Below are 26226 nucleotides of genomic sequence, written 5' to 3'. Positions count from 1 at the left end.
TCGGCCAGGAGCCGGAATGTATTTTTTGTCAAAGAATGCGTGCTTTACTTTGCGGATACGGCTTGTCGGATTTTTTCCAGGAAAGACGATGGGGCAGCAGTTGAAAAGGTTTCGGCATTACCCTGCCGCAGCCTGGTTTCCTCAATCTTTTGGTCGATATTGTCATTCAGTTCCGCAATGGCGATCGCGCTGATGTTACGCAGCCAATTTGCCGTGTGAAGCTGGTGATCGGTTGTGTGCTCCTTGAGCGACGCGTAGCGCGGAACCAACAAAATCGGCTTGCGGGCTTCGAGTGCGGTGAAGACGCTGCCGGTCCCCGCATGTGCAACGATCAGCTCGCTTGCCGCGACCATCGCCTTGAACTGCGTTCCGGTGAGCATCCGGTCCCACTTCATGTGGCGGGGGGCGAAAGCGCCTTCGCCGATCTGGGCGTGGACCTCGACCTCCGGATGGCGCGCGGACCAGGCATCCATCGTGCGGATCAAGCGGTCGAACGGAAGCATCGAGCCAACAGTAACAAAAATCATAGCACGGCTCCCCACCAGGCCGGCCCCTTATCGGTCGCCAGATGTTCCCATTGCGTCAGCCAGATGTCGGCGACGTACTTCGCCAGGGAGCCGGATGTCGAAAGGCGGTCGCAATTGGCGATGCTGTCGATCCAGATCGTCTTCGACTGCAGCAGGGTCTTGGAGAGGATGAGGGCCAGAAGCGCCGGCGCAGAGCCTGTGGTGATCACGACATCCGGCCGGACGGACAGAACGATCTTCAGTAACTGGAAACCGGCCTTGATGCTCGCGATCTTTCTGAACCGGCTGAAATCCTGAAACACGTAATAGAGCTCGCCGGGTATTTCCTCGGCATATTCAGGATAGACGCTTGCATACGAAACGTTAAGGCCGTCGAACGCCGGCATAATGCGGCGCATCTCGACCCAATGTCCCCCGCCCGAACATATTGCCAGGACCCGTGTCATCTTTTCCACCAATCGCCTGAAATACAAAGTGTGGGTTTCACCGCATGTCCGCGGTCACAGAACGTCATTGCGAAGCGCGTTTTCGAGCGTCGCCTTCTCGAAAATGGTGCAGGCGCCATCTACCGTCGCATCGATGATGCGGCGCCCCGCCTTTTCATAGGCTGCCCTTGCCTGTGCATAGGCCATCTCGGAACGGACCAGATCCGGAAGCTCCCACTTTACTCCCTTGGGGAAATAATTGGGGTGCATGTGGTCCTTGTCGATTTCCTGCTTGCGCACCTCAGATGTCGAGGGAACGCCCTGCTGCGAGAAGCGGTGGTCCATGCCTATGATGATGACGGTTTCAAAGCCCATGTAGTAGGCCAATTGCAGCGCCGAATAGGTGACCGTGCCACCAACGCGCATGGGAAGGGTGATGTCGCCGACGAAGACGTTGTCCGATGCCGGCGGCAGCCGCAGATAGTAGCAGTCCTTCTCCACGGGATAGAGCTTGCGGAACTTGAAGTCCACGAACTTGGGCATGGGCAGCGCGAGGATGTCCGTCTTGAACTGCCGCAGGACATGCATGGCCGATCCCACGAAGAAGCTCGGCGTGAAACCCCAGCTTTCGAACATCAAATAGGAGCGGTTCATGCAAAACGAATATTCGCTTTTGACGAGGTCCATGTTCGTCTTGTTGATCGACGGCCCATTGCAGATGATAATGCACCTCTGGCCTTTATGGATGTCTTTGAACCTTAAGTTCATTTCCCGGCTGGTTTTTCCGCTCCCGTATCTCCAGGCCACCCCCTCCTTTTGATCGACAACGCGCCTCCACGTCGCAGCGACGATTCGTTTCAGTGTCAGTTCGCGCAAGGAAAAGTGACGGCCAGCCATTTGAAAGCATCCTGAAGTCGTTAAAATTCAATCGTATAAAAAAAGCGGGCACACCTTTAAGCTTAGGGTGCCCGTTACGTCCGGATTATGGATGGTCGTATTGGATCGTCCGGCCGTCGACCCGGGACTTACCGGTCTCCAGCGGCGCTTTGGTCTGCACGTCTGTTTTCGGATAGTAGAATTTGCTGCGCAGCGCGGCGTCGAGCTCGCCATGCGAGCGATACCCTTTCCATGTTCCCCAAAATTGGTTGAAACGGAAGAGGATGACGGACGCCAGTTCATCGACCATTTTTCCATGACGCCGCGCGGCCACCAAGTCGTGCAAGACATTCGCCGTCGTCAGGGAGACGAAGTCGTTGAAGCCAAAGCGAATGCTGGGCTCGATCTGGCTTAGCGCGATCGCTTCGCGTTGATAGCGGCTGCGCACGCGGATCCATGTTTCGTTGTGCACATGGACGATCGTGGCATCGGCGACATAGGAAATCTGTCCGCCGCGCCGCCGCATGTTTTTCGCCCAGGCAAGATCCTCAAGGCCCGTCAGTACCTCATCATAAGGCTGGCCTTCCCAGGCGCTGCGCCGGATCGCGCAATTGGCGTTGTTGCAGAAACTGTTGTTCTGCCGCCGGACAGAAACCTCCGGAAACCAGGAGGCGAATACCTGATGCTCGGAAAATTTCGTCACGCTGTTTCCGATCTGCCGGCCATAGGCCAGCGTGATGTCCGCATCGTCGAAGGGCTGGACCAGCTTTTCGAGCCAGTCCGTGCGCAGCGGATACACATGGGCGCTGGCAAACACCAGAACGTCGCCGGTAGCCACCGCGCAGCCCCTGTTCAGCGCACGGCCGAAGGAGAACTCCTCCTTGGCGATATGCACAATCCTGACGCCGTTGCTTTCCGCAATCAGCACGGTCCGGTCCGTTGATCCGGAGTCCACGAGAATGACTTCGACGTCCTTCACCGACTGGGACGCGATGCCCGTCAGCAACTTCTGAATATGCGCACCTTCGTTGTAACTACGGATGATGATCGAAATCCGGGGCATTTCAGACAACCTCAAATTGAAAAAATAGACGATCTCAAAGTGAAAAATAGACGATGGTGCTTGGTACGCTGAGACAGAGAGAAATTCCGGTGGCCATCCTCACGGTGGCATCGAAACGGCTATTGGAATGACCCAGATGCAAACACAAAGGCTAACGAGGCTGAAGGCAGCCGGGCGCCACCACGCCGCAGCATCGTCCTTGGGCCACGTCATACGCAGCAGCCGGTGGGAGTAGACCGCCGGTATCCAGCAGTAGAAAAAGGCTATGCTGACCAGATTTCCAAGGACGATCGCCCAGAGGCCGAGCGACGGAAGAAACACCATGGAAAAGCAGACATTGACCATCCCCGTGATACCGTCCAGCCAATGCCAGATGATATGATTGCTGACGGAGTAGCTTTGCAAGTGCACCGCGCCGTATCGCTGAAGAAGCAGCGCCATGCTCATCGCGGCCCACATTTGGGGCGAGACGAAAGCGGCACTTTCGCCGAGCAGGGAAAGGGCGGGGATGAAGCCGAGGCCGATCGCCACGCACAATGATGAAGCCACCCACAGGGATTCCGCAATCGTCGAACGCAGGAGCGTCGCTTGGAGCTGTCGCTCTCCCTTAACATAGGCTCGCGTCATCAGATGCAGCTTTGCCTGGACAGGAGCGGCACTCAAGACCATGCACACGGTGATGACATTCTGGGCGAGAAGGTAGGCGGAGGCCGCCGCCGGGCTGCCGACCTGAATGAACAGCAGACCAGTACCCTGCCGGGCGCCGGTGCTCAGCAACGTGCCGAGGCCGCTGCGCCAGGTCGGGCGCCAGATTTCCACGGCGATCGAGCGGACGCGCTGCCATTCGAAACGCGCTGTAAAGCGGTTCCAGCCATGATGGGCGGCGCGCGACCGCAGGATGGGGATGGCGACCAGGCTCGGAAGGCAGACAGCGAGCGTCATCAGAAGCATTGACCCCGACAGCCACAGAGCGAGGGCGGCGGACGTTCCGCCCAGGCTCCAGGCGAGCCCATCGACTAGCCTAGGCGTGGCGAGGTCGCCCATGCCGTTGAGAAAGGTCAGCTGCCGAAGCGTGAACACCCGCGCCGGTGAGAACAGGACAACGACCACCCAGGCGGCAATTCCATCGGCGGGATTGGCGAGCTGCCCGAACGGCCTAAGCAGAACCCAGGTGCCGAGCGTTGCAAGCCCGATAAACTGCAACAGCGACACGCCGGAGAAAATCAGCCGGATGAACTGGCAGGCATCCTGAAGCGCCTGCTCGCGCGCGGCGAGCGCGGCGGCTGCAGGCGCTTTGTCGTGTGCGACGTCGGCGGTCGACAGGGTTCTTACAAGAACTTGCGGGAGCCCGAGAAAGAACAGATTCTGCAAGGAAACGATCGACCCGATCGCCAACCATAAGGTGCTTTCGGCGGCCGAGCCGTAGATGTAGAAAAGTGGGACAGGAAATACGAAGCCGAAGGAGCGGGCGACACTGGAAAAGGCAAGCATCAATCCAGGCGAAGCCAATGCCTTTCGTATCATTTTCATGAGCCGTCGCCTCGTTCCAAGCATCTACGTCCCGTTTTGGTCGGATCAAGCAACACGATTGCACGTCGCCAGAATGTCGGAGTTCACGCCCAGCATGGCCAAAGCGATTTCGATGCTCTTCTGATTTGTCCTCTGGATCGCCTCAAGGGTGCTCGACCCGGAATGGGTGCCGAAAAGGCAATTGTCGAACTGGCGCAGCGGACTTTCGGACGGCAGCGGCTCGACCTCGAAGACGTCCAATCCCGCCGCCGCGACATGACCGGAGGCAAGCGCTCCGATCAAGGCCGTTTCGTCGATAATCGCGCCCCGCGCCACATTGACCACGACCACGCCGCGCTTCATGCGGCTGAAGACATCGGCGTTCAGAAGGTGGAAGTTTTCGGGAGTTAGCGCGCAGGCAAGGATGATGATGTCGCTCTCACGGACGACGACATCGAACGGCACCTGCCGGGCGCCGACGGCATCAAGCGACGCTGCGCCGATGGACACCACGTCGGAGCCGATCACGCGCATGCCGAAGGCGGCGCAGCGCCGCGCGGTTTCTCGGCCGATGCCGCCGAGGCCGACGATTCCCGCCGTCTTGCCGCTCAGCGACCCGCCCTCGTACCGTGTCCACTTACCCTGCCGAACGTCCCGATCCATCTTGTGGATGTGTCTGGACAAGTTCAGGACATGGCCGAGCGCAAGATCTGCCACCTCGTTGTTGAACATGCCGGGCGTGTTATAGACCGGCAGTCCGAGGCGCGTCGCGGCAGGCTTATCGACATTATCGGTCCCGATGCCCCAACGGACCAGCCCCTTGAGGCGGCCAGCCTTTCCGGCCATGAGGATTTCCGCGTCCAGCGGATCGTCGCCAGCAATGGCGATGTCGGCATGCGGTATCATTTCCAGCATTTCGACTGCGGTGAACTGCTGGCCTTTCAGTTCCGGCACCCATGTCTTCACCCCGTGGGAGTGGAGACGGGATTCGTAGAGTTTGATATGTCGGTTGAGATGGCCGCAGGTTACCAAGACTTGAAGCTCGCCCATCACAGCTTCCCCCGCGTTGCGTGGAAAATGGCTTCCGCCACCTGGAAATTGATCTCCTCGTCGATGTCCTGAGCCTCGAAAGGTTCCATCTCGAACATGTAAGGGCGATGACCAACGCGGTTCTGGCGCTCCTGGAGCGTTGCCTTTTCGAAGATGTAGAGGCAAGAGTTCTCATTGTAGATCGGCGGCAAGTCCTGCGTTCTTAGCAGAATAGCTTGGTTGTGATTCACTGGGCGAGCAAGCTGATCCCACAGGCGGGTCTGCATTCTCGTAACCGAAAACAACGAATCGTGGATCGGATATCTTGCCAGGAATGTATCGATCGCACTGTTGAGCGTCTTGACGGTCATCAGCGGATTGGTCGAGTGCGTCTGGAGATAGAACCGGCTATCGACCATGCTGATATCGTGCAGGAGAACATTGTTCATGGGCGTGGTACCGTCACGCAAGTGCTCCGGCCGTTCAATCAGCATGACATCAGGGTAATGTTTCTGGCAAAGCTCAGTTACGACGGGGGAATCCGTATCAATCACGACCTTGTCGATGCGATCAGAAGATACTAGTGCGTCAAGCATATGCTGGAACAATGGCCGCCCGTCACCGAAAGCGCGGTAGTTTTTCCCCTTAACCCGTTCCGATGAATGACGCATCGGCATCAGCGCAACAATATTGTGGCTCAAGTCAGTTCCCCAGTTCTCAAAATCGCCTTCCGTCGCTGTTCGCCGGTCAGCCCATTATTACATTCAAGCTATAAAATTGATGTGGAGGAGATGTCGCCATCTCGTCCTGCCGCACAACGGCTATTATTTAATATTAAGCTCAACCGTCGAACTATCGACGGAAAAATTAGAGAAACCACGTAGAAGACGGCTTAGTAGATGCGCATAACCGCGAGCATCCGCCAAAGCTGAGTGGTCATGAATATTGCCACCAAGCCATTCTGGACTATAATTCTCCCGCTTACAGCGGTCATAGGCGAAACCAGTCCGCCCCATAAACAAAGAAACAATATCGAGACCGGCTGCGAAGGTTATGCCTGGCTGGCGTGGCCGATCAAACAAACGGCCCATTCCACAATACTGGAGGTACCAATCCATCCAGGCCCCATCGAAAGACAGCGGGTGTGCAGCGAATATGGACGTGACATTCCGCGACTGAACCCAACGAACCCATGATGCCATTGCATTGTGAGGACTGTCCGGCGCGGCAGTTGCAACCGCATACGCCTCAGAATGCCCCCTCCACCACTCCATTGTCGCAGGATCCGGTTTAGCTCCGGGCAACTCCATCAAGTTTACAGAAAAATCGTCTAATATAACTCCATCCTGTGTCACAGCAACGGAGGCTAAACTTAACATTGAGTTAAGCCCCGGATCAGGGCCGTTCGATTCTATGTCGGTGACTATAAACACCAAAGGACCAGTCATTCGGCCTACTTTTGTATAAGTCAATTTACACCAATAGCGATAAACCAAAAACAACATCAACTAAAATCTGTCTTGCAGATATATAAATTGTGCAGTGCAGCGTTGTCAAGAGAGAGAGCAATTGGTGATCGGGTATTGCCCGCGCGTTCCACGCGGCCTCCAGAGGAGCCGTCGCTGCCACGCCCGATAGCCACGCGCGGAAAATTCCGCCGTGGTTTTTGCCTGTCATTTACCTGGCCGGGGCGCTGAAAGGTGCCGAGACGAAGGTAATGTATATGACGCCTTCCAGCGCCCCGTTCGCGTGTTTGTCGACTGGCAACTCCGGTTTCTCTGCGAGACGACGCCCTTGCGGGGATGGTATTCGCGGGGTCCGTGCTGTTCTTGGGGCCCTCCGCGCCACGAAGGACGTTGCCGCCCTTACCGATCGTCTCCTGTGTGCCCCACAGGCACGCCTCGCTGTTTTTCAAGCGAGAGGGAAACCATTTTCTGTCAGCCCACCGGATGAAGGCTTACGTCCTTCCCGCACCCGGCACCGGTTCCGCCTCGCCGCGACGCCTCGCGGGGTAGCCGATGACGGAACGCAACGATCATCGCACAGGTTTTGAGGGCGGGGATGGATGGGGATCAGCGGGGATGTTTTTTGCCTCCTCGGCCCGAGGATCCATCCCCAAACCTGCCAACACGTATCATCTGGACGAAGCTTGGATCCTCGGGTCAAGCCCGAGGACGACGGCGAGGATAGACGGAGAGTGACAGAGCTGCCAGGTTCTTGAAACCGCCCGCCCGATGTAATACCTTATATCCAGCAATCCTTACCGAGGTAGATGATGAGCGCGACTGTGACGACGAAGGGGCAGGTGACCATTCCCAAACCGGTGCGCGACTTCCTCGGCATCGTGCCCGGGACGCAGGTCGATTTTCAGCGGGCGGCGGATGGCACCGTGGTCTTGACGCGGGCGGATGAAAAACGGCCTGCAAGCCGCTTGAGCAAGCTGCGCGGTCATGCCGGAAAGGGGCTGAGCACCGACGCCATCATGGCGCTGACGCGCGGTGACGAGTGACCCTCGTTGACACGAACGTCCTGCTCGACCTGGTGACGGACGATCCGAACTGGGCGGACTGGTCGATCGAGCAGCTCGAAGCGGCCGCATTGCGCGGCCCGCTTCTCATCAACGACATCGTCTATGGGGAGCTTGCCGTGCGCTACGAACGCATCGAGCGGCTTGAGGCTTTTCTCGCCGAGGCTGGCCTCGACCTGGTGGCCATGCCGCGATCAGCGCTTTTCCTGGCCGGCAAGGTATTTCAGAAATACCGAAAGGCGGGTGGGTCGCGCGCGGGCGTGCTGCCGGATTTCTTCATCGGCGCGCACGCCGCCGTCGATCAGCTGGATCTTTTGACACGCGATACGGCGCGCTATCGAACCTGTTTTCCGACCATGAAGCTGATCGCGCCTCGTTAGCGTCGCTCGGGGTGGCGTGATGGCAACTGGTCACCCCCCACCTCCATCATACCCGCCTTTGTGGCGGCTATGACGGAGGGTGGGGGCGGCGCCTCAGCGAGGGGCGGACCGGTTTTCGTCTCGGTCGGCCGTGTCTGAAAGGTCCCCCCGATGCCGATCAGATCATGCCGGCTTCCGGCGCGACGGGCTTCTCTTTCGGCTTGTAGCGGAAAGACCGCAACGCGACATAGAAGACCGGGGTCAGGAATATGCCGAGGATGGTGACGCCGAGCATGCCGGAGAAGACGGCGGTGCCGAGCGACTGGCGCATTTCTGCGCCCGGGCCTGTGGCGATCATCAGCGGCACGACGCCGAGGATGAAGGCAAAGGCTGTCATCAGGATTGGCCGCAGCCGCAGCCGGCTAGCTTCGATCGCCGCATTGACCGGGTTCATTCCGTCGTCCTGCGCCTGCCGCGCAAATTCGACGATCAGGATCGCATTCTTCGCCGCAAGGCCGATAAGGACGATCAGTCCGATCTGCGTCAGGATATTGTTGTCCAGGCCCCTGAGATGCACTCCGGCAAGGGCCGCGAGTACGGCCATCGGCACCACGAGGATGATTGCCAGCGGCAGGATCCAGCTTTCATACTGGGCCGACAGTGCGAGGAACACGAAGATCACCGACAGCGCGAAAATGAAGATCGCCGTATTGCCGGTGTTGCGCTCCTGGAAGGCAAGGTCCGTCCATTCGAAGGCAGTGCCTGGCGGCAGGATCTGGGCTGCCAGCGCCTCCATCCTGTCGAGCGCGGTGCCGGTCGAGACGCCAGGAGCAGGATTGCCCTGGAGCGGCACCGAGACATACATGTTGTAGCGCTGGACCAGCGCCGGACCGGTGGTGTCCCTGATGTCAACCAGGGTTCCGAGCGGCACGAGCGCACCGGTGGCGGAGCGGACCTTGAGCGCGAGGATATTCTCCCGTTCCAGCCGGTATTGCTGGTCTGCCTGGGCGCGCACCTGATAGACGCGGCCGAAGGCATTGAAGTCGTTGACATAGGAGGTGCCGAGATTGATCGACAGCGTCTCGAAGATGTTGGGGATGGGCACATTCAGCGCCCGTGCCTTGTCGCGGTCGACCGCCAGGAAATATTGCGGGCTGGAGGCGGAGAAGGTGGTGAAGACGCCCGTCAGCCCTTCCGTCTGGTTGGCGGCACCCATCATCTGATAGGCCAGCCCGAGCACGCGGCGCATGTCGGAGCTTTCGCGATCGACGATCTGCATCTTGAAGCCGCCGGAATTGCCGATGCCGCGGATCGACGGCGGCGGAACGGCAATGATGAAGGCTTCCTGGATGGCCTGCATCGTGCCGTAGAGCTGGCCGATGATCTGGTCGGCGCTCTGCCCATGCTTCAGGCGTTCCTCAAAGGACGCGAAGGGTGTGAAGATGACGCCGGAATTCGAGGCGTTGGTGAAGGTCGCGCCGTTGAAACCGGCGAACGAAACCGCATCCTTGATGCCCGGCACCTTGCGGATCATCTCGGTCGCCTTCTTTACCACCGCGTCCGTGCGGGCAAGCGAGGCGCCGTCGGGCAGTTGCACGACGACGATCGCATAACCCTGATCCATCGGAGGCACGAAGCCGCGCGGTACGATCTGCGCCATGTACCAGGTGCCCGCCAGCAATCCGAAAAAGACGATCAGGCTGGCGCCGAGCGCAATCTTTGTCGCGACGAGATGGCGGACGACCCAGGAATAGCCGCGGGTCATCCGGTCGAAACCGGTGTTGAAGCCGTTGGCAAGGCCGCGGCCGATGCGCGTGAACGGGTTGCGCGTTTCGTGATGTTCCCGATGCGGACGCAGGACGAGCGCCGCCAGCGCCGGCGAAAGCGTCAGCGAATTGAGCGCCGAGATCGCGGTCGCCACCGAAATGGTGACGGCGAACTGCAGGTAAAACTGCCCGGAAATACCCGGGATGAAGGCCGTCGGTACGAAGACGGCGATCAAAACGAGCGAGATGGCGATGACGGCGGCGCCGACCTCGTCCATCGTCACATGCGCTGCGAGTTTCGGTGTCATGCCTTTGGCCAGATTGCGCTCGACGTTTTCGACGACGACGATCGCATCGTCAACGACGATGCCGATTGCTAGCACCAGGCCGAACAGCGTCAGCATATTGAGCGAGAAACCGAAGGCCAACAGCAGCGCGAAGGTACCGATCAGCGACACAGGAATGGCGATGATCGGGATCAGCGCCGTGCGCCAGGACTGCAGGAAGACGAGCACCACGATGGCAACGAGTATGGCCGCCTCGAGGATGGTCTTGTAGACCTCGTTGATTGATTCCGAGATGAATTCCGTCGGGTTGTAGACGATTGTGTATTCGAGGCCCGGCGGGAAATCCTTGGACAGCTTTTCCATCGTCGCCTTGATTTGATCGGCAGCGTCGAGCGCGTTCGTGCCCGGTCGCGAGAAGATGCCCATGGCGACGGCGGCCTTGCCGTTCAGGTAGCTGTTGGTGACGTAATCCTTGGCGCCGAGTTCGATACGGGCAACATCCTGCAGTTGCACGAGACGACCGCTTTCCGTCGCCTTGACGATGACATAGCGGAACTGGCGGGCGTCGCTGAAGCGGCCCTCGGTGGTCACCGTATACTGGAAGGCATTGGTGCCGGCCGTTGGCGGCCCGCCGATCGAACCGCCGGAGACCTGGACATTCTGGTCGCGCAGCGCCTGCACGACGTCGCCGGAGGTCATGCCGTAGGAGGCGAGCTTTTCCGGATCGAGCCAGATGCGCAGGGCAAATTCGCGTTCGCCGAACAGGATGACGTCGCCGACGCCGTCGAGGCGCACCAGGAGGTCGCGGGCGCGCGTGCGGGCATAGTTGGAGACATAGAGCTGGTCGTAGCGATCGTTCGGCGATAGAAGATGCACGACCATCATCAGGTCGGGCGAGCTTTTCGCCGTGGTGACGCCGATGCGGCGAACCTCTTCCGGCAGCCTTGGTTCTGCGATCGAGACACGGTTCTGGACAAGCACCTGCGCCTTGTCGAGGTCGGTGCCGAGCTTGAAGGTGACCGTCAGCGCCATCGAACCGTCGGCGGTCGAATAGGAGGACATATAGAGCATGTCCTCGACGCCGTTGATTTCCTGCTCGAGCGGGGTTGAGACCGTGTTGGCGATCGTCTCGGCATCGGCCCCCGGATAGGCCGTTCGGATGACGATGGTCGGTGGGGCTATTTCCGGATATTGGGCAACCGGCAGCTGGAAATAGGCGATGCCGCCGACGAGCAAAAGCACGATAGACAGCACCGACGCGAAAATCGGCCTGTCCACAAAGAAATGGGCAAATTTCATTGGCCGTTCTCCGTGGAGGCGACTTCGGGCGGCAGCGTGATCATTTTTGGATCGACGACGACGCCGGGCCTGAGCCGCGTCAGGCCGTTGACGACGATGGTCTCGTCACCCCTCATGCCCGCGCGAATGACGCGGTAGCCGTAGAGCCTCGGGCCAAGCCGCACCGGCTTCGTCGTGAAGCTGCCGTCCTCGGCGACGACGTAGACGACCCGCTGATCCTGGTCGGAGCCGATCGCATCGTCCGGAACGAGGATGCCCTTGTAGGTGTTGGACGCGCTCACCTCGACGCGGCCGAAAAGGCCCGGCTGCAGCACGAAATCCGGATTGTCGAACCGGGCGCGCACCCGCATCGTGCCGGTCTCACGGTCGACGCGGTTTTCGGCGAAGTCGAGCTTGCCCTTGAAGGGTTTCTCGGTGGAATCGGCGATGGTCACAAAGACGTCGAGGGAGCCGCCGCCCTCCTGCAGGTCGCTGCCGTGCTCACGGGCCACGCGAGCGTAGTTCAGCACCCGGCGTTCGTCGACGTCGAAATAGAAGTCGATGGGATCGAGCGAGACGATCGTCGTCAATGCGGTCTGGTCGGCCTGCACCAGGTTGCCGACGGAGATCAGCCGGCGGTCGATGCGGCCTGCAAGCGGGGAGATGATCTTGGTGTATTCGAGATCGAGTTCCGCTCTGGCGAGGCTCGCTTCCGCGCCGCGCAGATTGGCCTGCGCCGACCGCAGTTCTCGGCGACGGTCATCGAGCGTGGATACCGCAAGCGTTCCTTTTTGCACCAGCGATTCCGTGCGCGTGAACTCCGCTTCGGCAAACGTCAGCGTGGACTTGGCAACTTCAAGCGATGAGGTGGCGACGTCCAGCGCGGTCTGGAAGGGGCGCTGGTCGATGACGAAGAGCTGGTCGCCCTTCTTCACCATGGCGCCATCGGTAAAATCCACCTGATCGAGGTACCCGCCGACCCGAGAGCGAATGGTCACTTCGTCAACGGCCTCGAAGCGGCCGATGAATTCATCGACGTCGACGACGTCGCGGACAACCGGCTTGGCGACCGTGACGGCAGGCTTCTGTTGTTGCTGTGCTGGGGAAGAGGTTGCAAACAGAACGGTGGAAAAAAGTAATATTGCCGGGATCAGCCAGTTTCGTGCCATGTGTAAGCCCTCTGAAGCGCATGAAGCGGATCATTTCCGTGCTGGCGCACGGGTCGGTTCGTGGAGAGCGCAGGTGGCCGAGCCTTATCGGACGTCAAGTATTACAGGCAGTCGGGACACGGGTTTGACCAAGCTGCGGTAGTTGAAAGCTGCAATTGTTTCAAATCATTAATCATGCCGCCCATTGGCCTGGCCAACAGGCGGCGTCGTTTGCAGGCAGCTTACAGCATTCGGTTATCGTGTCACCCCGAAAAAATCAGGTTGGGACACACGTGTTTTATTTAGGTTTCTGCTCAGTTTCGGCGCGATTGCCTGCGGCGATCTTAGCTCGGGTGTTGTCGACGGGCTTCAACAGGTCAGCCAAGCCGATGTTGCGGAACATTTCCGCTCGGACGCGGTCGGCGACGCCGTTGACGATCTCGGCGCCATCCTGCGACGGGTCGATGTGGATACGAAAAGGCCGGGTGCCGAAGGGCTTGTTGACGATATCGACGACGGCGGCGGCAACGGAGGCCGGGTCGGCATCGGTCGGCTCAAGGGCTGCGAGACCCTGCAAGGCCTTTTCCGGCACACCCTTGTAGGGGCCGTCATTGTATTCGGCGGCGCGGGCCCGGTCGGACGGCGCGCCGGAATGGGCGAAGTGGTTGGTGCCCTTGGTAAAGGCGCCCGGCACGACGATCGAGCTCTCGATGCCCCAGCGGGAGAGTTCGGCGGCATAGGAGACGGCGAGCGAGTCCATCGCAGCCTTGGCGGCGAAGTAGGGCGACAGATAGGGAGGAGTGCCGCCGCGGGTCGAGGAAGAGGAGATCCAGACGACCAGACCCTTACCTTGGCTGCGCATGTGGGGGAGCGCCGCACGGTTGACGCGCTGGGTACTGAGGACGTTAATATCGTAGAGTTCGGCGAACTGCTCTGGTGTGAAGGCCTCGGCCGGGCCGAAAGACATGTGGCCGGCATTGTGCAAGATGACGTCGAGGCGGCCGGTATCGGTAATGACTTTCGCGATACCTGCTTCGACGGAGGCGTCGTTGGCGACATCGAGTTCGATGGAACGCAGGTCGACATTGTGTTCGGTAGCGAAGGCTGCGGCGTCGGCAACTGCTTTGGCGTTGCGGTCTTCCGTGGCGCGGATGCCGGCATAGGCGATGTGGCCGGCGGTTGCCAGTGCGCGGGCGGTCATGGCCCCGAAGCCGCTGGAAGCACCGGTGACGAGGATTACTTGCTTGGACATTGTCCTGTTCCTTCTGAGGGAATGAGGCTATTGAAATTCATTTGACGGGCCGAGGCGGAGATTGTGCTCCGCTGTGGCGATTTTTCGGTTCAGACCATGCCGCCATTGGCGCGCAGGACCTGGCCGTTGATCCAGGAGCCGTCTGGGCCGACGAGGAACGCGACCGAGGCGGCGATGTCTTCCGGCGTGCCGAGGCGTTCCAGCGGGTTCATTTTTGACATGCGGGCGATCAGTTCATCCGACTTGCCGTTGAGGAAGAGGTCGGTGGCAGTCGGGCCGGGAGCGACCGCGTTGACCGTGATCGAGCGGCCGCGCAGTTCCTTCGACAGGATGGCAGTCAGCGTTTCGACGGCGGCCTTCGTTGCCGCGTAAACGCCGTAGGTTTCGAGCTTCAGACCGACGACGCTGGTCGAGAAATTGACGATCCTGCCGCAGTCGCGCAGTCGCTTTGCGGCTTCCCGCAGCGTGTTGAACGTGCCTTTCAGATTGATGGCGACCTGGCGGTCGAACAAAGTGTCCGAGCTTTCGGCAAGCGGCGAAAGCGTCATGACACCGGCATTGTTGACGAGGACATCGACGCCGCCGAAGGCGGCTTCCGCTGCGTCGAACATCCGGCGGACGGCGTCAGTGTCGCTGACGTCGGCCTTCGCGGTAAGCGCGCGGCCGCCGTTTTCTTCGATCCTTCGGGCCAGTGCATCGGCCGGAGCGGCATCGCCGGAGTAGTTGATGACGACGGTGAAGCCGTCCTTGGCAAGACGTTGGGCGATGGCGGCGCCGATCCCGCGAGAGGCGCCGGTGACGATTGCTACCTTGTTATTGCCATTAGACACTTTCGTTCTCCTGAATGTTCTGCGTCGCAGCGCGGTTTCGATGAGGAGAAGATGACCCTTTCCTTGCTTCGGATAATCATCCATTCTTCGACATCACTATTCGGCCAGGGCGAACAATCATCATGGACAGATTTGAGGCAATGCGGGTGTTTACTCGCGTGATGGAGCGGCGCAGCTTCACGCTTGCCGCCGAGGACACAGGGCTTCCCCGGTCAACAGTGACCGATGCGGTGAAGCAGCTGGAAGCGCGCCTCGGCGTGCGGCTTTTGCAGCGCACGACGCGGCACGTCAGTCCGACGCTTGACGGCGAAGCCTACTACCGGCGATGCCTGACCATCCTTTCCGATATCGAGGATGCGGAGGGGGCCTTTGCCGGCGCCAAACCGAAGGGGTTGTTGCGTGTGGACGTGCACGGCAAGCTGGCGCGGCACTTCGTCCTGCCGGGATTGCCAGAGTTCCTCAAGGAATATCCGGGCATCCAGCTCTATATGAGCGAGGGCGACCGGTTGGTCGATCTGATCCGCGAAGGGATCGACTGCGTGCTGCGCGCCGGCGATCTGCAGGATAGTGAGATGATCGCGCGCCGCGTCGGGCTGCTGGAAGAAGTCACCTGCGCCTCGCCCGAATACATCGCCCGATTCGGCATGCCGAAGAACCTCGACGATCTCGGCGGGCACCAGATGATCGGCTTCTGGTCGACGGCTATCGGCGGATTATTGCCGCTCGAGTTCACGGTAGCGGGAACAATCCGCAATGTCTCCCTGCCGGCGGTCGTATCGGTCAATGGCGCCGATACGCTGGCGGCTTCGGCGCGGCTGGGGCTCGGCATCATGCAGGCACCGCGGTATGCGCTGGAGGAAGACCTGAGGAACGGCACGCTGGTTGTCATTCTACCGGACAATCCGCCGACGCCCACGCCGGTTTCCCTGCTTTATCCGCGCAGCCGCCAGCTGTCTCCGCGTGTGCGCGTCTTCATCGACTGGCTTTCACGCGAATTTACCGCGCGGCCTGACGGAAAGTAAAAAGAAATCCTGGATCCAGGGTTGCCTTTCGGGTTGCCGCTACCCACATCCGCGCCTCCAGCCTCGTCGTCCAGTTTCCTGGACGCTTCCGATGCATGTCTTTGGCTCCACCCGCGATTCGTTCCGTTCCGGGTTGCGGGCCCATGCGTTAGAGGTGCAAAATGCGCAAGATTCAGGACTATCAACATGAACGCACATGATATCGGCGAAATCGCCGCCTGGCTGACGGCTCAAGGCATCAAGGGCACCGACGAGATGGAGATCGTCAACGGCTTCTGCGAGCGCGCCCGCGCCGCCGGCCTGCGGCTCGATCGTGGTCTAGCACTGATCGACACCCTGCATCCCGTCTACGAGGGCCGCGCCTTCCAATGGGATAGCCGCGAGCCGAGCAAGGGAGCGTTCGAATACGGCCCGACCAACGAAGGCGTATCGGCCGAAAACTGGGAGCGATCCGCGTTCTTCTATCTGCGCGAAAACAATCAGAACGAAGTTCGCCGTCGTATCGGCCTTGGTGATCCCGTCGATTTTTTCCCGCTCGATACGCTCCTTGGCGCCGGCCACAAGGACTTCCTCGCGATGATCCACCGCTTCGCCAACGACAGCCATATCGGTGACATGGACTGTTTCTATTCGCATTGGGCGACGACGGACGAGGGTGGTTTTCGCGACGAGGACCTTTCGGTGCTCCGGCAGCTGGTGCCTGTGCTGGCGCTGGCGATCAAGTCGGGCTCGCTGACCCGTATCTCGCGCACGATTGCCGAAGTCTATCTCGGCGAGGACGCAGCGAGGCAGGTGCTGGAAGGCCGCATATCGCGCGGCAAGGCGGAGCGGATTTCGGCGGTATTGTGGTTCTCCGACCTGCAGAACTACACCCGCATTTCCGACAACTTACCGCCGGACGAGATCATTCCCTTCCTCAACGACTATGCCGACGCGGTCATTTCCTCGATCCACGAGGCGGGTGGTAACGTGCTCAAGCTGATCGGCGACGGCACGCTGGCGATCTTCAAGGCGGAAGAGAGCGAGGATGCCTGCGCCCGGGCGCTGCTCGCCGAGCAGCTGTTGCGGGAAAAGCTGAAGGGGCTGAACGAACGGCGCCGCTCGCAAGGCCGTCCGGTTACCGAGGTCTATCTCGGCCTCCATATCGGCGACGTCTTTTACGGCAATATCGGTTCCAGCGACCGGTTGGACTTCACCGTCATCGGCCCGGCCGTCAACGAGGTCAGCCGCATCGCTTCCATGTGCCGCTTTGTCGATCGCAGCGTCATCATGTCTTCGCAATTCGTCGCCGCAGCGCCACCACCACGCAATGCCGAGGTCGTCTCGATCGGCCGCTATGCTCTGCGCGGCGTCAAGCGGGCGCAGGAACTGTTCACGCTGATGCCGCTTGATACGGTCGAGGCTTGATGGCCGCTCCTTAAACCTTCCGGCCTTCCTCGTTGAAAAAATGCAGATTGGCCACGGGCAGCCGGACGGCGACCTCGCCGTGCATGCCGAGGAAGCGGCGGTCTAGCGTGAAGGCCTTGAAGGCGACAGGGCCGAGCTTCAGGTGGATGATGATGCCGAAGCCGGTCGGTTCGACGAGATCGACGGTTGCCTTCAGCACATCCGGGCCTTCGGCGCCGAGAACGACGTGTTCCGGCCGGATGCCGAGCGTGGCGCGGCTGCCATCTTCGAGATTGGCGGTACTGCCGAGCGGCAGGACGATGCCACCGGTGAGGGAAAAGTTCGCGGTTTCACCGCTTATCTTGTAGCGGCCTTCGAAGAAGTTCATGCCTGGCGAGCCGATAAAGCCGGCGACGAAGAGATTGGCGGGCCGGTCGTAGAGTTCGAGCGGGCTTCCGACCTGCTGGATGACGCCGGCATGCATGGCGACGATCCGGTCGGCGAGCGTCATCGCCTCGATCTGGTCGTGGGTGACGTAGATCGAGGTGGCGCCGAGGTCCCGGTGCAGTTTCTTGATTTCGGCGCGCATCTGCTCGCGCAGGCGGGCGTCGAGGTTGGAGAGCGGCTCATCGAACAGGAAGGCCTTTGGTTGCCGCACGATGGCGCGGCCCATGGCGACACGCTGGCGCTGGCCACCGGAGAGCGCCTTGGGGCGACGCTCCATCAGTGGATCGAGGCCGAGTTTGCTAGCGGCGCCGGCGACGACGGAAGCGATCTTGTCCTTGGCCGTTTTTCTCAGGCGCAGGCTGTAGCTCATGTTCTTCGCCACGCTCATATGCGGATAGAGCGCGTAGGACTGAAACACCATGGCGATGTCGCGATCCTTCGGAGCGAGATCGTTGACACGTTTTCCGGCGATGCGGATTTCGCCTTCGGTGACAGCTTCCAGCCCGGCGATCATGCGTAGCAACGTGGACTTGCCGCAGCCGGAGGGGCCGACGAGGACGACGAACTCGCCGTCCTTGATCTGAAGATCGACGCCATGCAGCACCGGATGGATGCCGTAGGACTTCTGGACGTGGGCGATGTCGATGGATGCCATGGGATCAGCCTTTCACGGCGCCGGCCGTCAGGCCCTGCACGAGATAACGTTGGATCAACAGGAAGAACAGGCAGGCGGGGATCAGCGCCAAGACGCCGGCCGCCATCATCTGCCCGAAGTCGACCGAGAATTTCGAGACGAAGGACAGGAGCCCGACCGGGAAGGTGGCGGCATCGTTGCCGGAGATCAGCATCAGCGAGAAAAGAAGCTCGCTCCAGGCGGCGGTGAAGACGAAACCGAGCGTCGCGGCGATGCCCGGCAGCGTCAGCGGCAGAATGATCTGGCGGAAGGCGACGAACTGGGTGGCGCCGTCGATCATGGCGGCTTCCTCCAGATCCTTCGGAATGCCGTCGAAGAAGGACTGCATCAGGAAGGTGGCGAAGGGGACGTTGAAGGCGGCATAGACGATCACGAGGCCGGTCAGGCTGTTGGTCAGGCCCATCGGCGAGAGGATCTTGAAGATCGGCGCCACCAGCATGACCAGCGGAAACATCTGCGTCAGCAACATCAGCGTCACGATCCAGTATTTGCCGCGGAAACTGAAGCGCGACATGGCATAGCCGGCAAGCGAGGCAAGCACCGTGACGATGACGGCGGTGGAACCCGAGACGATCAGGCTGTTCCTGAAGAAGGTTGGAAATTCGCTGTGGCGCAGCACGAACTCGAAATGTTCGAAGCTGGTGCGCGACGGCCACATCCTGATGCCTTCGGAATAAAGCAGATTGTTCGGCGTCACCGAAACCTTCAAGAGCCAGTAGAGCGGGAACAGCGCGAAGGCGACGTAGGCGAGGATGGCCAGTCGGTGCGCGAGGACGGAGACAATGCGTTTGGCGGTCATGATCTCAATCCTTGCTCAAGAGCCACTGCCGCAGGATCACGATCAGCATCGAATAGGTGATCAGGAGCACCAGCAGCACCAGCGCGATGGCCGAGGCATAGCCGAAATCCAATCGCTTGAAGGCCTGGGTGAAGATGTAGCTGGCAACGATCTGGCTGCGGTCGGCCGGGCCGCCATTGGTCATGACGATGATCAGGTCGGCGAAGTTGGAAATCCAGACGGTGCGCAGGAGAACGGTAATGGCAATCGTCGGGGCGAGGAACGGCAGCGTGATCGAGAGGAAGCGCTGCACCGGTCCCGCGCCATCGATACTCGCTGCCTCGTAGAGGTCGCGCGGAATGGCCTGGAGGGCGGCAAGAAGGGTGATGGCAAAGAACGGGATGCCCCACCAGACATTGGCGATGATCGGCCCCCACATGGAAAGCTGCGGGTCGGACAGGATATTGGTGGGCTCGCTCATCAGGCCGAGTGCATAGGCCCAATGGGGCAGGGGACCAACGACGGGATTGAACAGCCAGGACCAATTGAGGCCGGCAAGGAAGCTCGGGACGGCCCAGGGCAGGAAGACCAGCGCTTGCACGATGGCGCGGCCGTGGAACGGCTTGTCGAGCAGAAGCGCCAGGATGAGGCCGAAGACGAACTGCAGGAGGACGGACCACCCGGTCCACCACAGCGTGTTCTTCAGCGCCCGATAGAAATTCTGGTCCTCAGACAGCGTCTTGAAGTGGTCTATCCCGATGAAGCCGCCGGAGAAGGGATTGAGCAGCTGGATATCGCGGAAGGCATAGGAGATGCCCAGCAACAGCGGCACCAGCATGACGGTGACGATCAGGATCAGCGCCGGCGCGCTGTAAAGGTAGGGCGCGGAGGCGTCGGCGAGGCGCTGTTTCAGCGGCCGTTGGTCCCGGCGCGAGTCGCTGTTGCGGGCTGCGAGTGAATCCATCGTCAAGATATCCGTTTCGCGGCGTGTCTTTCGGGACAAGCCGTGTTTCCAGTCAGGAACGAAGTCGCAGGCAGCGAAAGGGAGGCCGCTGCCTGCGGCTCAAGGCTTGTGACTATTTGCTCGCGAGGTACTTCTGCTGAGCCTTGGTCATGTAGTCGGCCCATTGCTTGGCCATCTCTTCCGGCGTGATATCGCCGAGCATGGCTTCCTGGCTGGTCTTGATCGCCATCGAATCCTTGAAGAAGGCAAACTCTTCGAGATAGGTCGGCATGACGGTCGGAATGGCGTCCTTGTCGGCCAGCTCCTCGAACCAGCCCTTGAACTGCTCGCTGGCATAGAAGGGGTCCTTCTCGGCGGCTTTGAGCGCGGGCAGGGCGCCGATGCGCTTGTTCCATTCGATGTTGCCTTCCGGCCCCTCGAGCGTTGCGATCAGCTTCCAGGCGAGATCCTTGTTGGCGCTTGCCGACATCATCGACCAGCCGGCATAGCCGATGGTCGGGAAGGTCTTGCCGGAAGGACCCTTCGGCATGGTGGTGACGCCGTAATCGGCCGGGCTCATGCGCTCGCTGATGGCAATCAGCGCGTCCGGGTCCTGATCGAGCATGGCGCAGGTGCCGGTGTAGAAGCCGGCGACGATCTCGTTGAAGCCCCAGTTGACGCTGTCCTTCGGCGCGTAGCCGTTCTTGTAGAGGTCGGTCAGCCAGGTGAAGCCCTTGACCCAACCCTCTTCCGAGAACTTCGACGTGCCGTCCTCGTTGAAGTAGGTATTGTCGCCGGCCATGGTGGCGCCGAACATCATCCAGCCGTTCAGGCCGCCCGGACCGCCGCGCATGCAATAGGCATATTTGCCCGGCAGCTTCTTGATTTTCTCGGCGGCGGCGACGAACTCGTCCAATGTCTTCGGCGGGCCTTCGACGCCGGCTTCGGCCAGGATCTTCTTGTTGTAGAACATGGCGCGCAGATAGAAGCCGTAGGGCAGCATATAGGCCGTGTCCTTGACGTCGCGGCCGAGTTCGAGCGCCCGGTCCGTCAGGCCGGAGGTGTGTTCCCATTCCTTGAGATAGGGCTCAAGGCTTTCGAGCATGCCGTTATTGGCATAGAGCGACAGCCAGGTGTCGGGCATTTCCATCACGTCTGGAATTTCGCCGGCAGAGACCATGGTGGCGAACTTCTGGAAGGCTTCGCCCCAGGGCAGCGAAATAACCTCGACTGTCGTGCCGGGGTTGGCGGCTTCGAACTTGGCGACGATCGATTTCAGCGTTTCGGTGCGTTCCGGGCTGGTGATGACTTCGACCAGCTTCAGCTTCGTATCGGCAAGGGCCGTGCCTGCCATCAGGGAGGCGAACAATGTCGCCGCAATCAGTTTCCTCATTTCATATCCCCTTTATTGTTTGGGTGGTTGCTTGCCGTATCGTCAGCCTGATGAAGCGGCGCCGATCGCCGCTTCGAGATCGCTCCAGAGGGCCTCCGTTCCCTCCAGGCCGACATGGAGCCGTACCGACCGCGGACTGATGCCGAAGGCGACCGCGGAATTGGGTTGTGCTTTTTGCGCCAGAACGACATTGCCCGGCACGATCAGGCTTTCGTGGCCGCCCCAGCTCACGCCAAGCTTGAACAGCTTCAGGTGATCCGAGAACGCGCGGACATCGACGCCGTCCTTGAAGATGAAGGAAAACAGGCCGGATGTGCCTTTGAGGCCATTCGGAAGCTGGTTGGCGAGGCCGGGATAGCAGACCGTCTCGACCGCTTGATGCGTCTGCAGACGCCGGGCAATGGACAGGGCAGACTGTTCATGCGCCTTCATGCGGATCGGTAGCGTTCGCATGCCCCGGATCAGAAGCCAGGCATCGAAGGGCGAGAGCTTGCCGCCGAGATAGGGATAGGCCTCTCCACGGATGCGGCCGATCAGTTCCTTCGAGCCGGCCACGACGCCGGCGACGACGTCGCTGTGGCCGCCCAGATATTTCGAGGCCGAATGGATGACCAGATCGACACCGAGCGAGATCGGCTGCTGAAAGACGGGGCTCGCCCAGCTGTTGTCTATTGTGGTGACGATGCCGTGGCGCCTGGCAATGGCTGCGAGGGCTGCGACGTCATGGGTTTCCATGATCCAGCTTGTCGGGCTTTCCAGATAGAGAAGTTTCGCACCGGGCAGTGCTCTTGCCACTTCCTCCTCGTCGCGGCCATCGACATAGGTCACCTCGATGCGCATCCGTTTCAACAGCGTGCCGAACAGGCGGAAGGCGTCGGGATAAAGATGCCTGACGGCGACGATCCGGTCGCCCGGCTCGACGAAGGAAAGGATCGTGGAAGATATGGCCGACATGCCGCTGGCAAAGCCGATCGCGTCTTCCGCACCTTCTAGTCTGGCCAGGATCTCCTCGAACATGCGCACTGTCGGATTGAGGCCGCGCGTGTAGATCGGCCGGATCTTCTCGCCGCGATAGGAGGCAATCATGTCGTCGTAATCGGTGAAGGTGAACAGCGAGGTCTGCACGATCGGCGGCACGACGGCGTCATAGGCATTGCTCTCGTCATGGGCGACGATGAGGGAGGCATCTTCGAACGGATCAAACCCGTTGCTCATTTGGACATTTCCTTGATGTCTTCCTCGACGATGGCGAGGATTTTCAGTGTTTCTGCACGCGCGGCCTCGGGGCTCTGCGCCGCGATCGCGTTGAAGAGGGTTCGATGGAATGGGAAGGACCGGCGGGCGAAGTCGGGCCGGTCGAAGGGCCTTTCCCAGAAGCGCTCGAAGGCTTCGCGCATCTGTTCGAGCAACTGCCTGAACAGCGGATTGTGAGTGGCGTCGTAGATGGCGAGATGGAAGGCAAGGTCTTCCGGGCCGGATGTGCCCTTGGAAAGATGCACCCGTTCCATCTCGTTCAGCTTTTCCTCGATCGTCTTCAGGTCCTGCGGCGTGCGCATGCGGGCGGCGACCATGCCGGCCTCGGCCTCGATGCCGCGGCGGACCTCCAGCGTCTTCAGCAGCGCGTCGCGCAGATGGGTGGTTTCGAGCGACAGCGGCATGTGGATGGTGGCGCCTGAAATGGGCTTCAAGAGGTAGGTGCCGCTGCCCTTGCGGGCCTCGACGACGCCGAGCGCCTGGAAATGACGGATGACTTCGCGAATGGTCGAGCGGCCGACCGCAAGTGCCGCCATCAACTCGCGCTCGGCGGGAAGCCGGTCGCCGGGAACGAGATTGGAACGCTGGATGTAGTCGGCAAGAGCTGATGTCACCTGTCGGACCCGGTCCGCCGGGGGCAGGGGGATGAGGGTCGCTCTTGCATCCATGTGCTTCATCGTCCGCATCCCGGCTGGCACCATAATTGGTCTGACATCTGATCAATAACACAAATTACGCCGGGCGCGTCAAGGCCATTGTGGTTCCTAGCCCGTTGAAGGGATGTGACGTGGGTGGAGTGAAGACGGGCCGGGCGCGTCAGACGAAAGTCCAAGCGCCGGTTTGACCGCGATCAATGTTGCCGAATCCCGACCGCTTATGCTGCGCGAAAACAGAAGGAGGATTTCATGTTTCAACACATTCTCATCCCGATCGACGGCTCGAAGCTGTCGGCGACGGCGCTCGACCTTGGCATGGAGCTCGCTCGCGATGCGAAGGCGCGTGACGGATCTGAGGGTCGTTGAGCCATTCCATTTGTTCACGGCCGACAGCGAGCAGCTTGCAAGCACACGCGACGAATATGAAGAGCATGCGCGCGCCGTCGCCGTCAGGCACCTTGCCGAGGCTGAACGGAAGGCGAGCCGCTATGGCGTCAGCTGCGATACCATACAGGTCAGCAGCGGCGAGCCTTACCGGGCGATCATCGATGCGGCTCAGAACAAAGGCTGCGACCTGATCGCCATGGCGTCCCATGGGCGGCGCGGCATTGACGCGTTGCTGCTTGGAAGCGTGACGACCAAAGTGCTCACTCACTCCAAGATACCGGTGCTCGTCTATCGTTGAAATGGCGGCTTTGTCTCGGATGAGGTAAGCTGCCCCGGTGCAATTTCCGCGTTGGCGCCGGAGTGTGGCCGCGATCGAAACGGAGGGGTGCGATATGTCATTTGCAAATCGCAAGGACGCAGGACGCAGGCTGGCCGACGCATTGGCCAGCTATCGCGAGAAACGCCCGATCGTGGTTGCACTCCCGCGCGGCGGCGTGGTGGTCGCTGTCGAAATTGCCGACGCGCTCGACGCACCGCTTGATCTTCTCCTGGTTCGAAAGATCGGCGTGCCGTTCCAGCCGGAACTGGCGATGGGTGCTATCGTGGACGGCCCGGAGCCGACGATCGTTCGCAACGAAAATGTCATCCGGCTCGCGGGCGTCGGCGCCCAGGATTTTTCAGCGATGTGCCGAACGGAACAGGCGGAGCTCAAGCGGCGGAGGCAGATCTATCTCGGCAACCGGAGCAACATTCCGCTGAGCGGGCGCGTGGTCATTCTCGTCGATGACGGCATCGCAACCGGGTCGACGGTGAAGGCCGCGCTGCAGGCCATTCGAAAGCAGAAGCCGGAGGAACTGGTGCTCGCCGTTCCGGTTGCGCCGGCTGAATCGCTTGAGGAACTGGGCAGAGGTGTTGACGCGTTCGTCTGCCTGGAAGCGCCGTTCGCCTTTGACGCCGTTGGGTATTTTTATGACGACTTTCGTCAGGTCACGGACGCTGAGGTCATTTCTGCGCTGGAGACAGCCAAGAAGGGAGGCCAGGAGGAATAGCCGGCATTGGACGCATTGACCGAAGGAGTAAGGCGGTGCGCCGGTCCCGTCAGGCTAGCTGGCACTTCCGCTCGCTGAGCGGCACAACCTCGATGGCGGCGGGCAGGCGGCGGTGAGCATGGTCCGGGGCCGGCTGCCGCGGGCGAGACGCCGTGTGAGCAGACATCGGCGACAAGCGGGTTTTCACAAACGCGGCAATTGCCGGAATAGTCGCGCTTCGACGCTGGCTGCGCCCACGGGGATCTGCAGGGGGCCAAAGCCGAAGCCGACCTGAAGGGCGAGGGGAAAGACATGAGGACTTTCTATGCGAACGAACAGAAGAAGCATGATCCGAAGATGTTCCTGTCTGCGGGCGCGGCGCAGCCAAATCCGGAAAAACCGGAGCGTATCGAGCGACTGCTTGCCGGAGCCAAGGCTGCGGGCTGCGAGATCGTCCGGCCGCGGGATCACGGCGTAAAGCCGATCGCCGCCATCCATACGCCCGAATATATCGAATTCCTGCAAAACATCTTCCTGCGCTGGCAGCGGATCGAGGGTGCGTCGCAAGAGGTCATCCCGAACATCCATCCGCTGGCCCGCACTGACCGCTATCCCGCCTCCGCCGTCGGTCAAGCCGGCTATCATATGGCCGATACCGCTTGCCCGATTTCCGCCGACACATGGGGCAGCGCCTGCTGGAGCGCCTGGAGTGCTGTCGAGGCGGCGGAAGCCGTGCTGGCCGGCGAGCGTACGGCCTATGCGCTTTGCCGCCCGCCGGGTCACCACGCCTTTGCCGATGTCGCCGGAGGTTTCTGTTTTCTAAACAATTCAGCGATTGCCGCCCAACATCTGCTAGGCTCGTGCAAGCGCGTGCGCGTGGCGATCCTTGATGTCGACCTGCATCACGGCAACGGCACGCAGGGGATTTTCTACAGCCGCAACGACGTGCTGACGGTGTCGCTGCATGCCGATCCCGTGCGCTTCTATCCCTTCTACTGGGGCAACGCGGACGAGCGTGGCGAAGGCCCAGGACTCGGCTATAATTTCAACCTGCCTCTGCCGCGCAAGACGACCGATGCAGGATTTTTGGAAGCGCTGGAGGCCGCCAACCGCCGCATCGAGGCCTATGGGCCGGACGCGCTGGTCGTCGCACTCGGACTCGATGCCTTCGAAGGCGATCCTTTCGGCGGGCTTTCCGTTTCCACGTCCGGCTTTGCACGGATCGCCGAGGCGATCAGCGGGCTCGGATTGCCGGCGGTTATCGTTCAGGAAGGCGGTTATCTCTGCGACGCGTTAAGCGCCAATCTTACGGCGTTCCTGACGGGATTTGTCCATTGACCGCGGCGCGTTCGTCGGTGGCGC

General features: G+C 60.7%; 26 protein-coding genes. 8 read left to right on the top strand and 18 right to left on the bottom strand.

The features are described 5' to 3' along the window. Positions 1-44 precede the first annotated feature (44 nt). The 8 genes from ACSQ2Z_RS23605 to ACSQ2Z_RS23570 form a co-directional block, all read right to left on the bottom strand. Entirely contained in the window at positions 45-527 is a 483-nt protein-coding gene (locus ACSQ2Z_RS23605) for a glycosyltransferase (protein WP_436083659.1), read from the bottom strand. Then, entirely contained in the window at positions 524-925 is a 402-nt protein-coding gene (locus ACSQ2Z_RS23600) for a UDP-N-acetylglucosamine--LPS N-acetylglucosamine transferase (RefSeq protein ID WP_436083658.1), read from the bottom strand. The genes ACSQ2Z_RS23605 and ACSQ2Z_RS23600 overlap by 4 nt, the downstream gene beginning before the upstream one ends. Positions 926-1027: 102 nt before the next feature. Then, positions 1028-1720 carry a 6-hydroxymethylpterin diphosphokinase MptE-like protein gene (locus ACSQ2Z_RS23595; RefSeq protein ID WP_436083657.1) on the bottom strand — a complete coding sequence of 231 codons (693 nt, stop codon included), beginning with the start codon at positions 1718-1720 and terminating at the stop codon, positions 1028-1030. Positions 1721-1934: 214 nt separating this feature from the next. Next, positions 1935-2891, bottom strand: a complete 957-nt coding sequence (locus ACSQ2Z_RS23590) for a glycosyltransferase family 2 protein (protein WP_436083656.1) — start codon at positions 2889-2891, stop codon at positions 1935-1937. A gap of 99 nt (positions 2892-2990) precedes the next feature. Continuing rightward, on the bottom strand, positions 2991-4421 hold the full coding sequence (locus ACSQ2Z_RS23585) for a hypothetical protein (protein WP_436083655.1): 1431 nt from the start codon (positions 4419-4421) through the stop codon (positions 2991-2993). A 45-nt stretch (positions 4422-4466) separates the two neighbouring features. Further along, on the bottom strand, positions 4467-5450 hold the full coding sequence (locus ACSQ2Z_RS23580) for a phosphoglycerate dehydrogenase (protein ID WP_436083654.1): 984 nt from the start codon (positions 5448-5450) through the stop codon (positions 4467-4469). Continuing rightward, entirely contained in the window at positions 5450-6130 is a 681-nt protein-coding gene (locus tag ACSQ2Z_RS23575; RefSeq protein ID WP_436083653.1) for a cytidylyltransferase domain-containing protein, read from the bottom strand. Before ACSQ2Z_RS23575 ends, ACSQ2Z_RS23580 begins: the two co-directional genes overlap by 1 nt. Positions 6131-6253: 123 nt before the next feature. Continuing rightward, complete coding sequence (locus tag ACSQ2Z_RS23570) at positions 6254-6934, bottom strand: DNA polymerase III subunit epsilon (protein ID WP_436083652.1); 681 nt, start codon at positions 6932-6934, stop codon at positions 6254-6256. Positions 6935-7704: 770 nt separating this feature from the next. On the opposite strand from ACSQ2Z_RS23570, the gene ACSQ2Z_RS23565 reads away from it, so the two are divergent. Together ACSQ2Z_RS23565 and ACSQ2Z_RS23560 are read left to right on the top strand one after the other, a co-directional pair. Next, the gene (locus ACSQ2Z_RS23565) at positions 7705-7938 is read left to right on the top strand and encodes an AbrB/MazE/SpoVT family DNA-binding domain-containing protein (protein ID WP_436083651.1); all 234 of its coding nucleotides are present in this window, start codon (positions 7705-7707) and stop codon (positions 7936-7938) included. Then, positions 7935-8336 (top strand): type II toxin-antitoxin system VapC family toxin, encoded by a 402-nt coding sequence (locus tag ACSQ2Z_RS23560; RefSeq protein ID WP_436083650.1) that lies wholly within the window; start codon positions 7935-7937, stop codon positions 8334-8336. Before ACSQ2Z_RS23565 ends, ACSQ2Z_RS23560 begins: the two co-directional genes overlap by 4 nt. A gap of 157 nt (positions 8337-8493) precedes the next feature. On the opposite strand, the gene ACSQ2Z_RS23555 is transcribed toward ACSQ2Z_RS23560, so the two are convergent. From ACSQ2Z_RS23555 to ACSQ2Z_RS23540, 4 genes are all read right to left on the bottom strand, one after another. Continuing rightward, positions 8494-11667 (bottom strand): efflux RND transporter permease subunit, encoded by a 3174-nt coding sequence (locus ACSQ2Z_RS23555; RefSeq protein WP_436083649.1) that lies wholly within the window; start codon positions 11665-11667, stop codon positions 8494-8496. After that, positions 11664-12815, bottom strand: a complete 1152-nt coding sequence (locus ACSQ2Z_RS23550; RefSeq protein ID WP_436083648.1) for an efflux RND transporter periplasmic adaptor subunit — start codon at positions 12813-12815, stop codon at positions 11664-11666. Before ACSQ2Z_RS23550 ends, ACSQ2Z_RS23555 begins: the two co-directional genes overlap by 4 nt. Positions 12816-13092: 277 nt before the next feature. Beyond that, positions 13093-14046, bottom strand: coding sequence for an SDR family oxidoreductase (locus ACSQ2Z_RS23545; RefSeq protein WP_436083647.1), 954 nt, complete (start codon positions 14044-14046; stop codon positions 13093-13095). 89 nt (positions 14047-14135) lie between these two features. Continuing rightward, complete coding sequence (locus ACSQ2Z_RS23540) at positions 14136-14876, bottom strand: SDR family oxidoreductase (RefSeq protein ID WP_436083646.1); 741 nt, start codon at positions 14874-14876, stop codon at positions 14136-14138. A 122-nt stretch (positions 14877-14998) separates the two neighbouring features. Between ACSQ2Z_RS23540 and ACSQ2Z_RS23535 the strand changes: the two genes are divergently transcribed. Together ACSQ2Z_RS23535 and ACSQ2Z_RS23530 are read left to right on the top strand one after the other, a co-directional pair. Next, positions 14999-15898: a LysR family transcriptional regulator gene (locus ACSQ2Z_RS23535; RefSeq protein WP_436083645.1), complete on the top strand. Its 900-nt coding sequence runs from the start codon at positions 14999-15001 to the stop codon at positions 15896-15898. A gap of 186 nt (positions 15899-16084) precedes the next feature. Beyond that, on the top strand, positions 16085-17305 hold the full coding sequence (locus ACSQ2Z_RS23530; protein ID WP_436083644.1) for an adenylate/guanylate cyclase domain-containing protein: 1221 nt from the start codon (positions 16085-16087) through the stop codon (positions 17303-17305). A gap of 10 nt (positions 17306-17315) precedes the next feature. Here ACSQ2Z_RS23530 and ACSQ2Z_RS23525 read toward each other — a convergent pair whose 3' ends face one another. The 6 genes from ACSQ2Z_RS23525 to ACSQ2Z_RS23500 all read right to left on the bottom strand — a co-directional run bounded on the left by ACSQ2Z_RS23525 (position 17316) and on the right by ACSQ2Z_RS23500 (position 23470). After that, the gene (locus ACSQ2Z_RS23525) at positions 17316-18386 is read right to left on the bottom strand and encodes an ABC transporter ATP-binding protein (protein WP_436083643.1); all 1071 of its coding nucleotides are present in this window, start codon (positions 18384-18386) and stop codon (positions 17316-17318) included. A gap of 4 nt (positions 18387-18390) precedes the next feature. Further along, the gene (locus ACSQ2Z_RS23520) at positions 18391-19224 is read right to left on the bottom strand and encodes a carbohydrate ABC transporter permease (RefSeq protein WP_436083642.1); all 834 of its coding nucleotides are present in this window, start codon (positions 19222-19224) and stop codon (positions 18391-18393) included. A gap of 4 nt (positions 19225-19228) precedes the next feature. Next, positions 19229-20167: a carbohydrate ABC transporter permease gene (locus ACSQ2Z_RS23515; protein ID WP_436083641.1), complete on the bottom strand. Its 939-nt coding sequence runs from the start codon at positions 20165-20167 to the stop codon at positions 19229-19231. Positions 20168-20279: 112 nt separating this feature from the next. Beyond that, on the bottom strand, positions 20280-21539 hold the full coding sequence (locus ACSQ2Z_RS23510) for an ABC transporter substrate-binding protein (RefSeq protein WP_436083640.1): 1260 nt from the start codon (positions 21537-21539) through the stop codon (positions 20280-20282). Between the two features lie 42 nt (positions 21540-21581). Then, complete coding sequence (locus ACSQ2Z_RS23505) at positions 21582-22754, bottom strand: PLP-dependent transferase (RefSeq protein ID WP_436083639.1); 1173 nt, start codon at positions 22752-22754, stop codon at positions 21582-21584. Next, complete coding sequence (locus tag ACSQ2Z_RS23500; RefSeq protein ID WP_436083638.1) at positions 22751-23470, bottom strand: FadR/GntR family transcriptional regulator; 720 nt, start codon at positions 23468-23470, stop codon at positions 22751-22753. Before ACSQ2Z_RS23500 ends, ACSQ2Z_RS23505 begins: the two co-directional genes overlap by 4 nt. Before the next feature lie 228 nt (positions 23471-23698). On the opposite strand from ACSQ2Z_RS23500, the gene ACSQ2Z_RS23495 reads away from it, so the two are divergent. From ACSQ2Z_RS23495 to ACSQ2Z_RS23480, 4 genes are all read left to right on the top strand, one after another. Further along, entirely contained in the window at positions 23699-23815 is a 117-nt protein-coding gene (locus ACSQ2Z_RS23495) for a universal stress protein (RefSeq protein WP_436083637.1), read from the top strand. Next, positions 23793-24134, top strand: coding sequence for a universal stress protein (locus tag ACSQ2Z_RS23490; RefSeq protein ID WP_436083636.1), 342 nt, complete (start codon positions 23793-23795; stop codon positions 24132-24134). Before ACSQ2Z_RS23495 ends, ACSQ2Z_RS23490 begins: the two co-directional genes overlap by 23 nt. 94 nt (positions 24135-24228) lie before the next feature. Further along, positions 24229-24885 carry a phosphoribosyltransferase gene (locus ACSQ2Z_RS23485; RefSeq protein WP_436083635.1) on the top strand — a complete coding sequence of 219 codons (657 nt, stop codon included), beginning with the start codon at positions 24229-24231 and terminating at the stop codon, positions 24883-24885. Positions 24886-25176: 291 nt separating this feature from the next. After that, positions 25177-26202 carry a histone deacetylase family protein gene (locus ACSQ2Z_RS23480; RefSeq protein WP_436083634.1) on the top strand — a complete coding sequence of 342 codons (1026 nt, stop codon included), beginning with the start codon at positions 25177-25179 and terminating at the stop codon, positions 26200-26202. The last annotated feature ends 24 nt before the right edge of the window (positions 26203-26226 follow it).

It is taken from the genome of Pararhizobium sp. LjRoot235 (genome assembly GCF_964254145.1).
In the GTDB taxonomy this organism is placed as follows: Bacteria; Pseudomonadota; Alphaproteobacteria; order Rhizobiales; family Rhizobiaceae; genus Pararhizobium.
Note: the sequence above shows the minus strand (reverse complement) of the source record. Positions and strands in the feature narration are given on the sequence as shown.

What these genes read in the sequence shown, in the direction of transcription:
- ACSQ2Z_RS23605 (WP_436083659.1), bottom strand. Translation starts at nt 527, where the DNA reads ATGATTTTTGTTACTGTTGGCTCGATGCTTCCGTTCGACCGCTTGATC.
- ACSQ2Z_RS23600 (WP_436083658.1), bottom strand. Translation starts at nt 925, where the DNA reads ATGCGCCGCATTATGCCGGCGTTCGACGGCCTTAACGTTTCGTATGCA.
- ACSQ2Z_RS23595 (WP_436083657.1), bottom strand. Translation starts at nt 1,720, where the DNA reads ATGAACTTAAGGTTCAAAGACATCCATAAAGGCCAGAGGTGCATTATC.
- ACSQ2Z_RS23590 (WP_436083656.1), bottom strand. Translation starts at nt 2,891, where the DNA reads ATGCCCCGGATTTCGATCATCATCCGTAGTTACAACGAAGGTGCGCAT.
- ACSQ2Z_RS23585 (WP_436083655.1), bottom strand. Translation starts at nt 4,421, where the DNA reads ATGAAAATGATACGAAAGGCATTGGCTTCGCCTGGATTGATGCTTGCC.
- ACSQ2Z_RS23580 (WP_436083654.1), bottom strand. Translation starts at nt 5,450, where the DNA reads ATGGGCGAGCTTCAAGTCTTGGTAACCTGCGGCCATCTCAACCGACAT.
- ACSQ2Z_RS23570 (WP_436083652.1), bottom strand. Translation starts at nt 6,934, where the DNA reads ATGTTGTTTTTGGTTTATCGCTATTGGTGTAAATTGACTTATACAAAA.
- ACSQ2Z_RS23565 (WP_436083651.1), top strand. Translation starts at nt 7,705, where the DNA reads ATGAGCGCGACTGTGACGACGAAGGGGCAGGTGACCATTCCCAAACCG.
- ACSQ2Z_RS23555 (WP_436083649.1), bottom strand. Translation starts at nt 11,667, where the DNA reads ATGAAATTTGCCCATTTCTTTGTGGACAGGCCGATTTTCGCGTCGGTG.
- ACSQ2Z_RS23550 (WP_436083648.1), bottom strand. Translation starts at nt 12,815, where the DNA reads ATGGCACGAAACTGGCTGATCCCGGCAATATTACTTTTTTCCACCGTT.
- ACSQ2Z_RS23545 (WP_436083647.1), bottom strand. Translation starts at nt 14,046, where the DNA reads ATGTCCAAGCAAGTAATCCTCGTCACCGGTGCTTCCAGCGGCTTCGGG.
- ACSQ2Z_RS23535 (WP_436083645.1), top strand. Translation starts at nt 14,999, where the DNA reads ATGGACAGATTTGAGGCAATGCGGGTGTTTACTCGCGTGATGGAGCGG.
- ACSQ2Z_RS23530 (WP_436083644.1), top strand. Translation starts at nt 16,085, where the DNA reads ATGAACGCACATGATATCGGCGAAATCGCCGCCTGGCTGACGGCTCAA.
- ACSQ2Z_RS23525 (WP_436083643.1), bottom strand. Translation starts at nt 18,386, where the DNA reads ATGGCATCCATCGACATCGCCCACGTCCAGAAGTCCTACGGCATCCAT.
- ACSQ2Z_RS23520 (WP_436083642.1), bottom strand. Translation starts at nt 19,224, where the DNA reads ATGACCGCCAAACGCATTGTCTCCGTCCTCGCGCACCGACTGGCCATC.
- ACSQ2Z_RS23515 (WP_436083641.1), bottom strand. Translation starts at nt 20,167, where the DNA reads ATGGATTCACTCGCAGCCCGCAACAGCGACTCGCGCCGGGACCAACGG.
- ACSQ2Z_RS23510 (WP_436083640.1), bottom strand. Translation starts at nt 21,539, where the DNA reads ATGAGGAAACTGATTGCGGCGACATTGTTCGCCTCCCTGATGGCAGGC.
- ACSQ2Z_RS23505 (WP_436083639.1), bottom strand. Translation starts at nt 22,754, where the DNA reads ATGAGCAACGGGTTTGATCCGTTCGAAGATGCCTCCCTCATCGTCGCC.
- ACSQ2Z_RS23500 (WP_436083638.1), bottom strand. Translation starts at nt 23,470, where the DNA reads ATGAAGCACATGGATGCAAGAGCGACCCTCATCCCCCTGCCCCCGGCG.
- ACSQ2Z_RS23495 (WP_436083637.1), top strand. Translation starts at nt 23,699, where the DNA reads ATGTTTCAACACATTCTCATCCCGATCGACGGCTCGAAGCTGTCGGCG.
- ACSQ2Z_RS23485 (WP_436083635.1), top strand. Translation starts at nt 24,229, where the DNA reads ATGTCATTTGCAAATCGCAAGGACGCAGGACGCAGGCTGGCCGACGCA.
- ACSQ2Z_RS23480 (WP_436083634.1), top strand. Translation starts at nt 25,177, where the DNA reads ATGAGGACTTTCTATGCGAACGAACAGAAGAAGCATGATCCGAAGATG.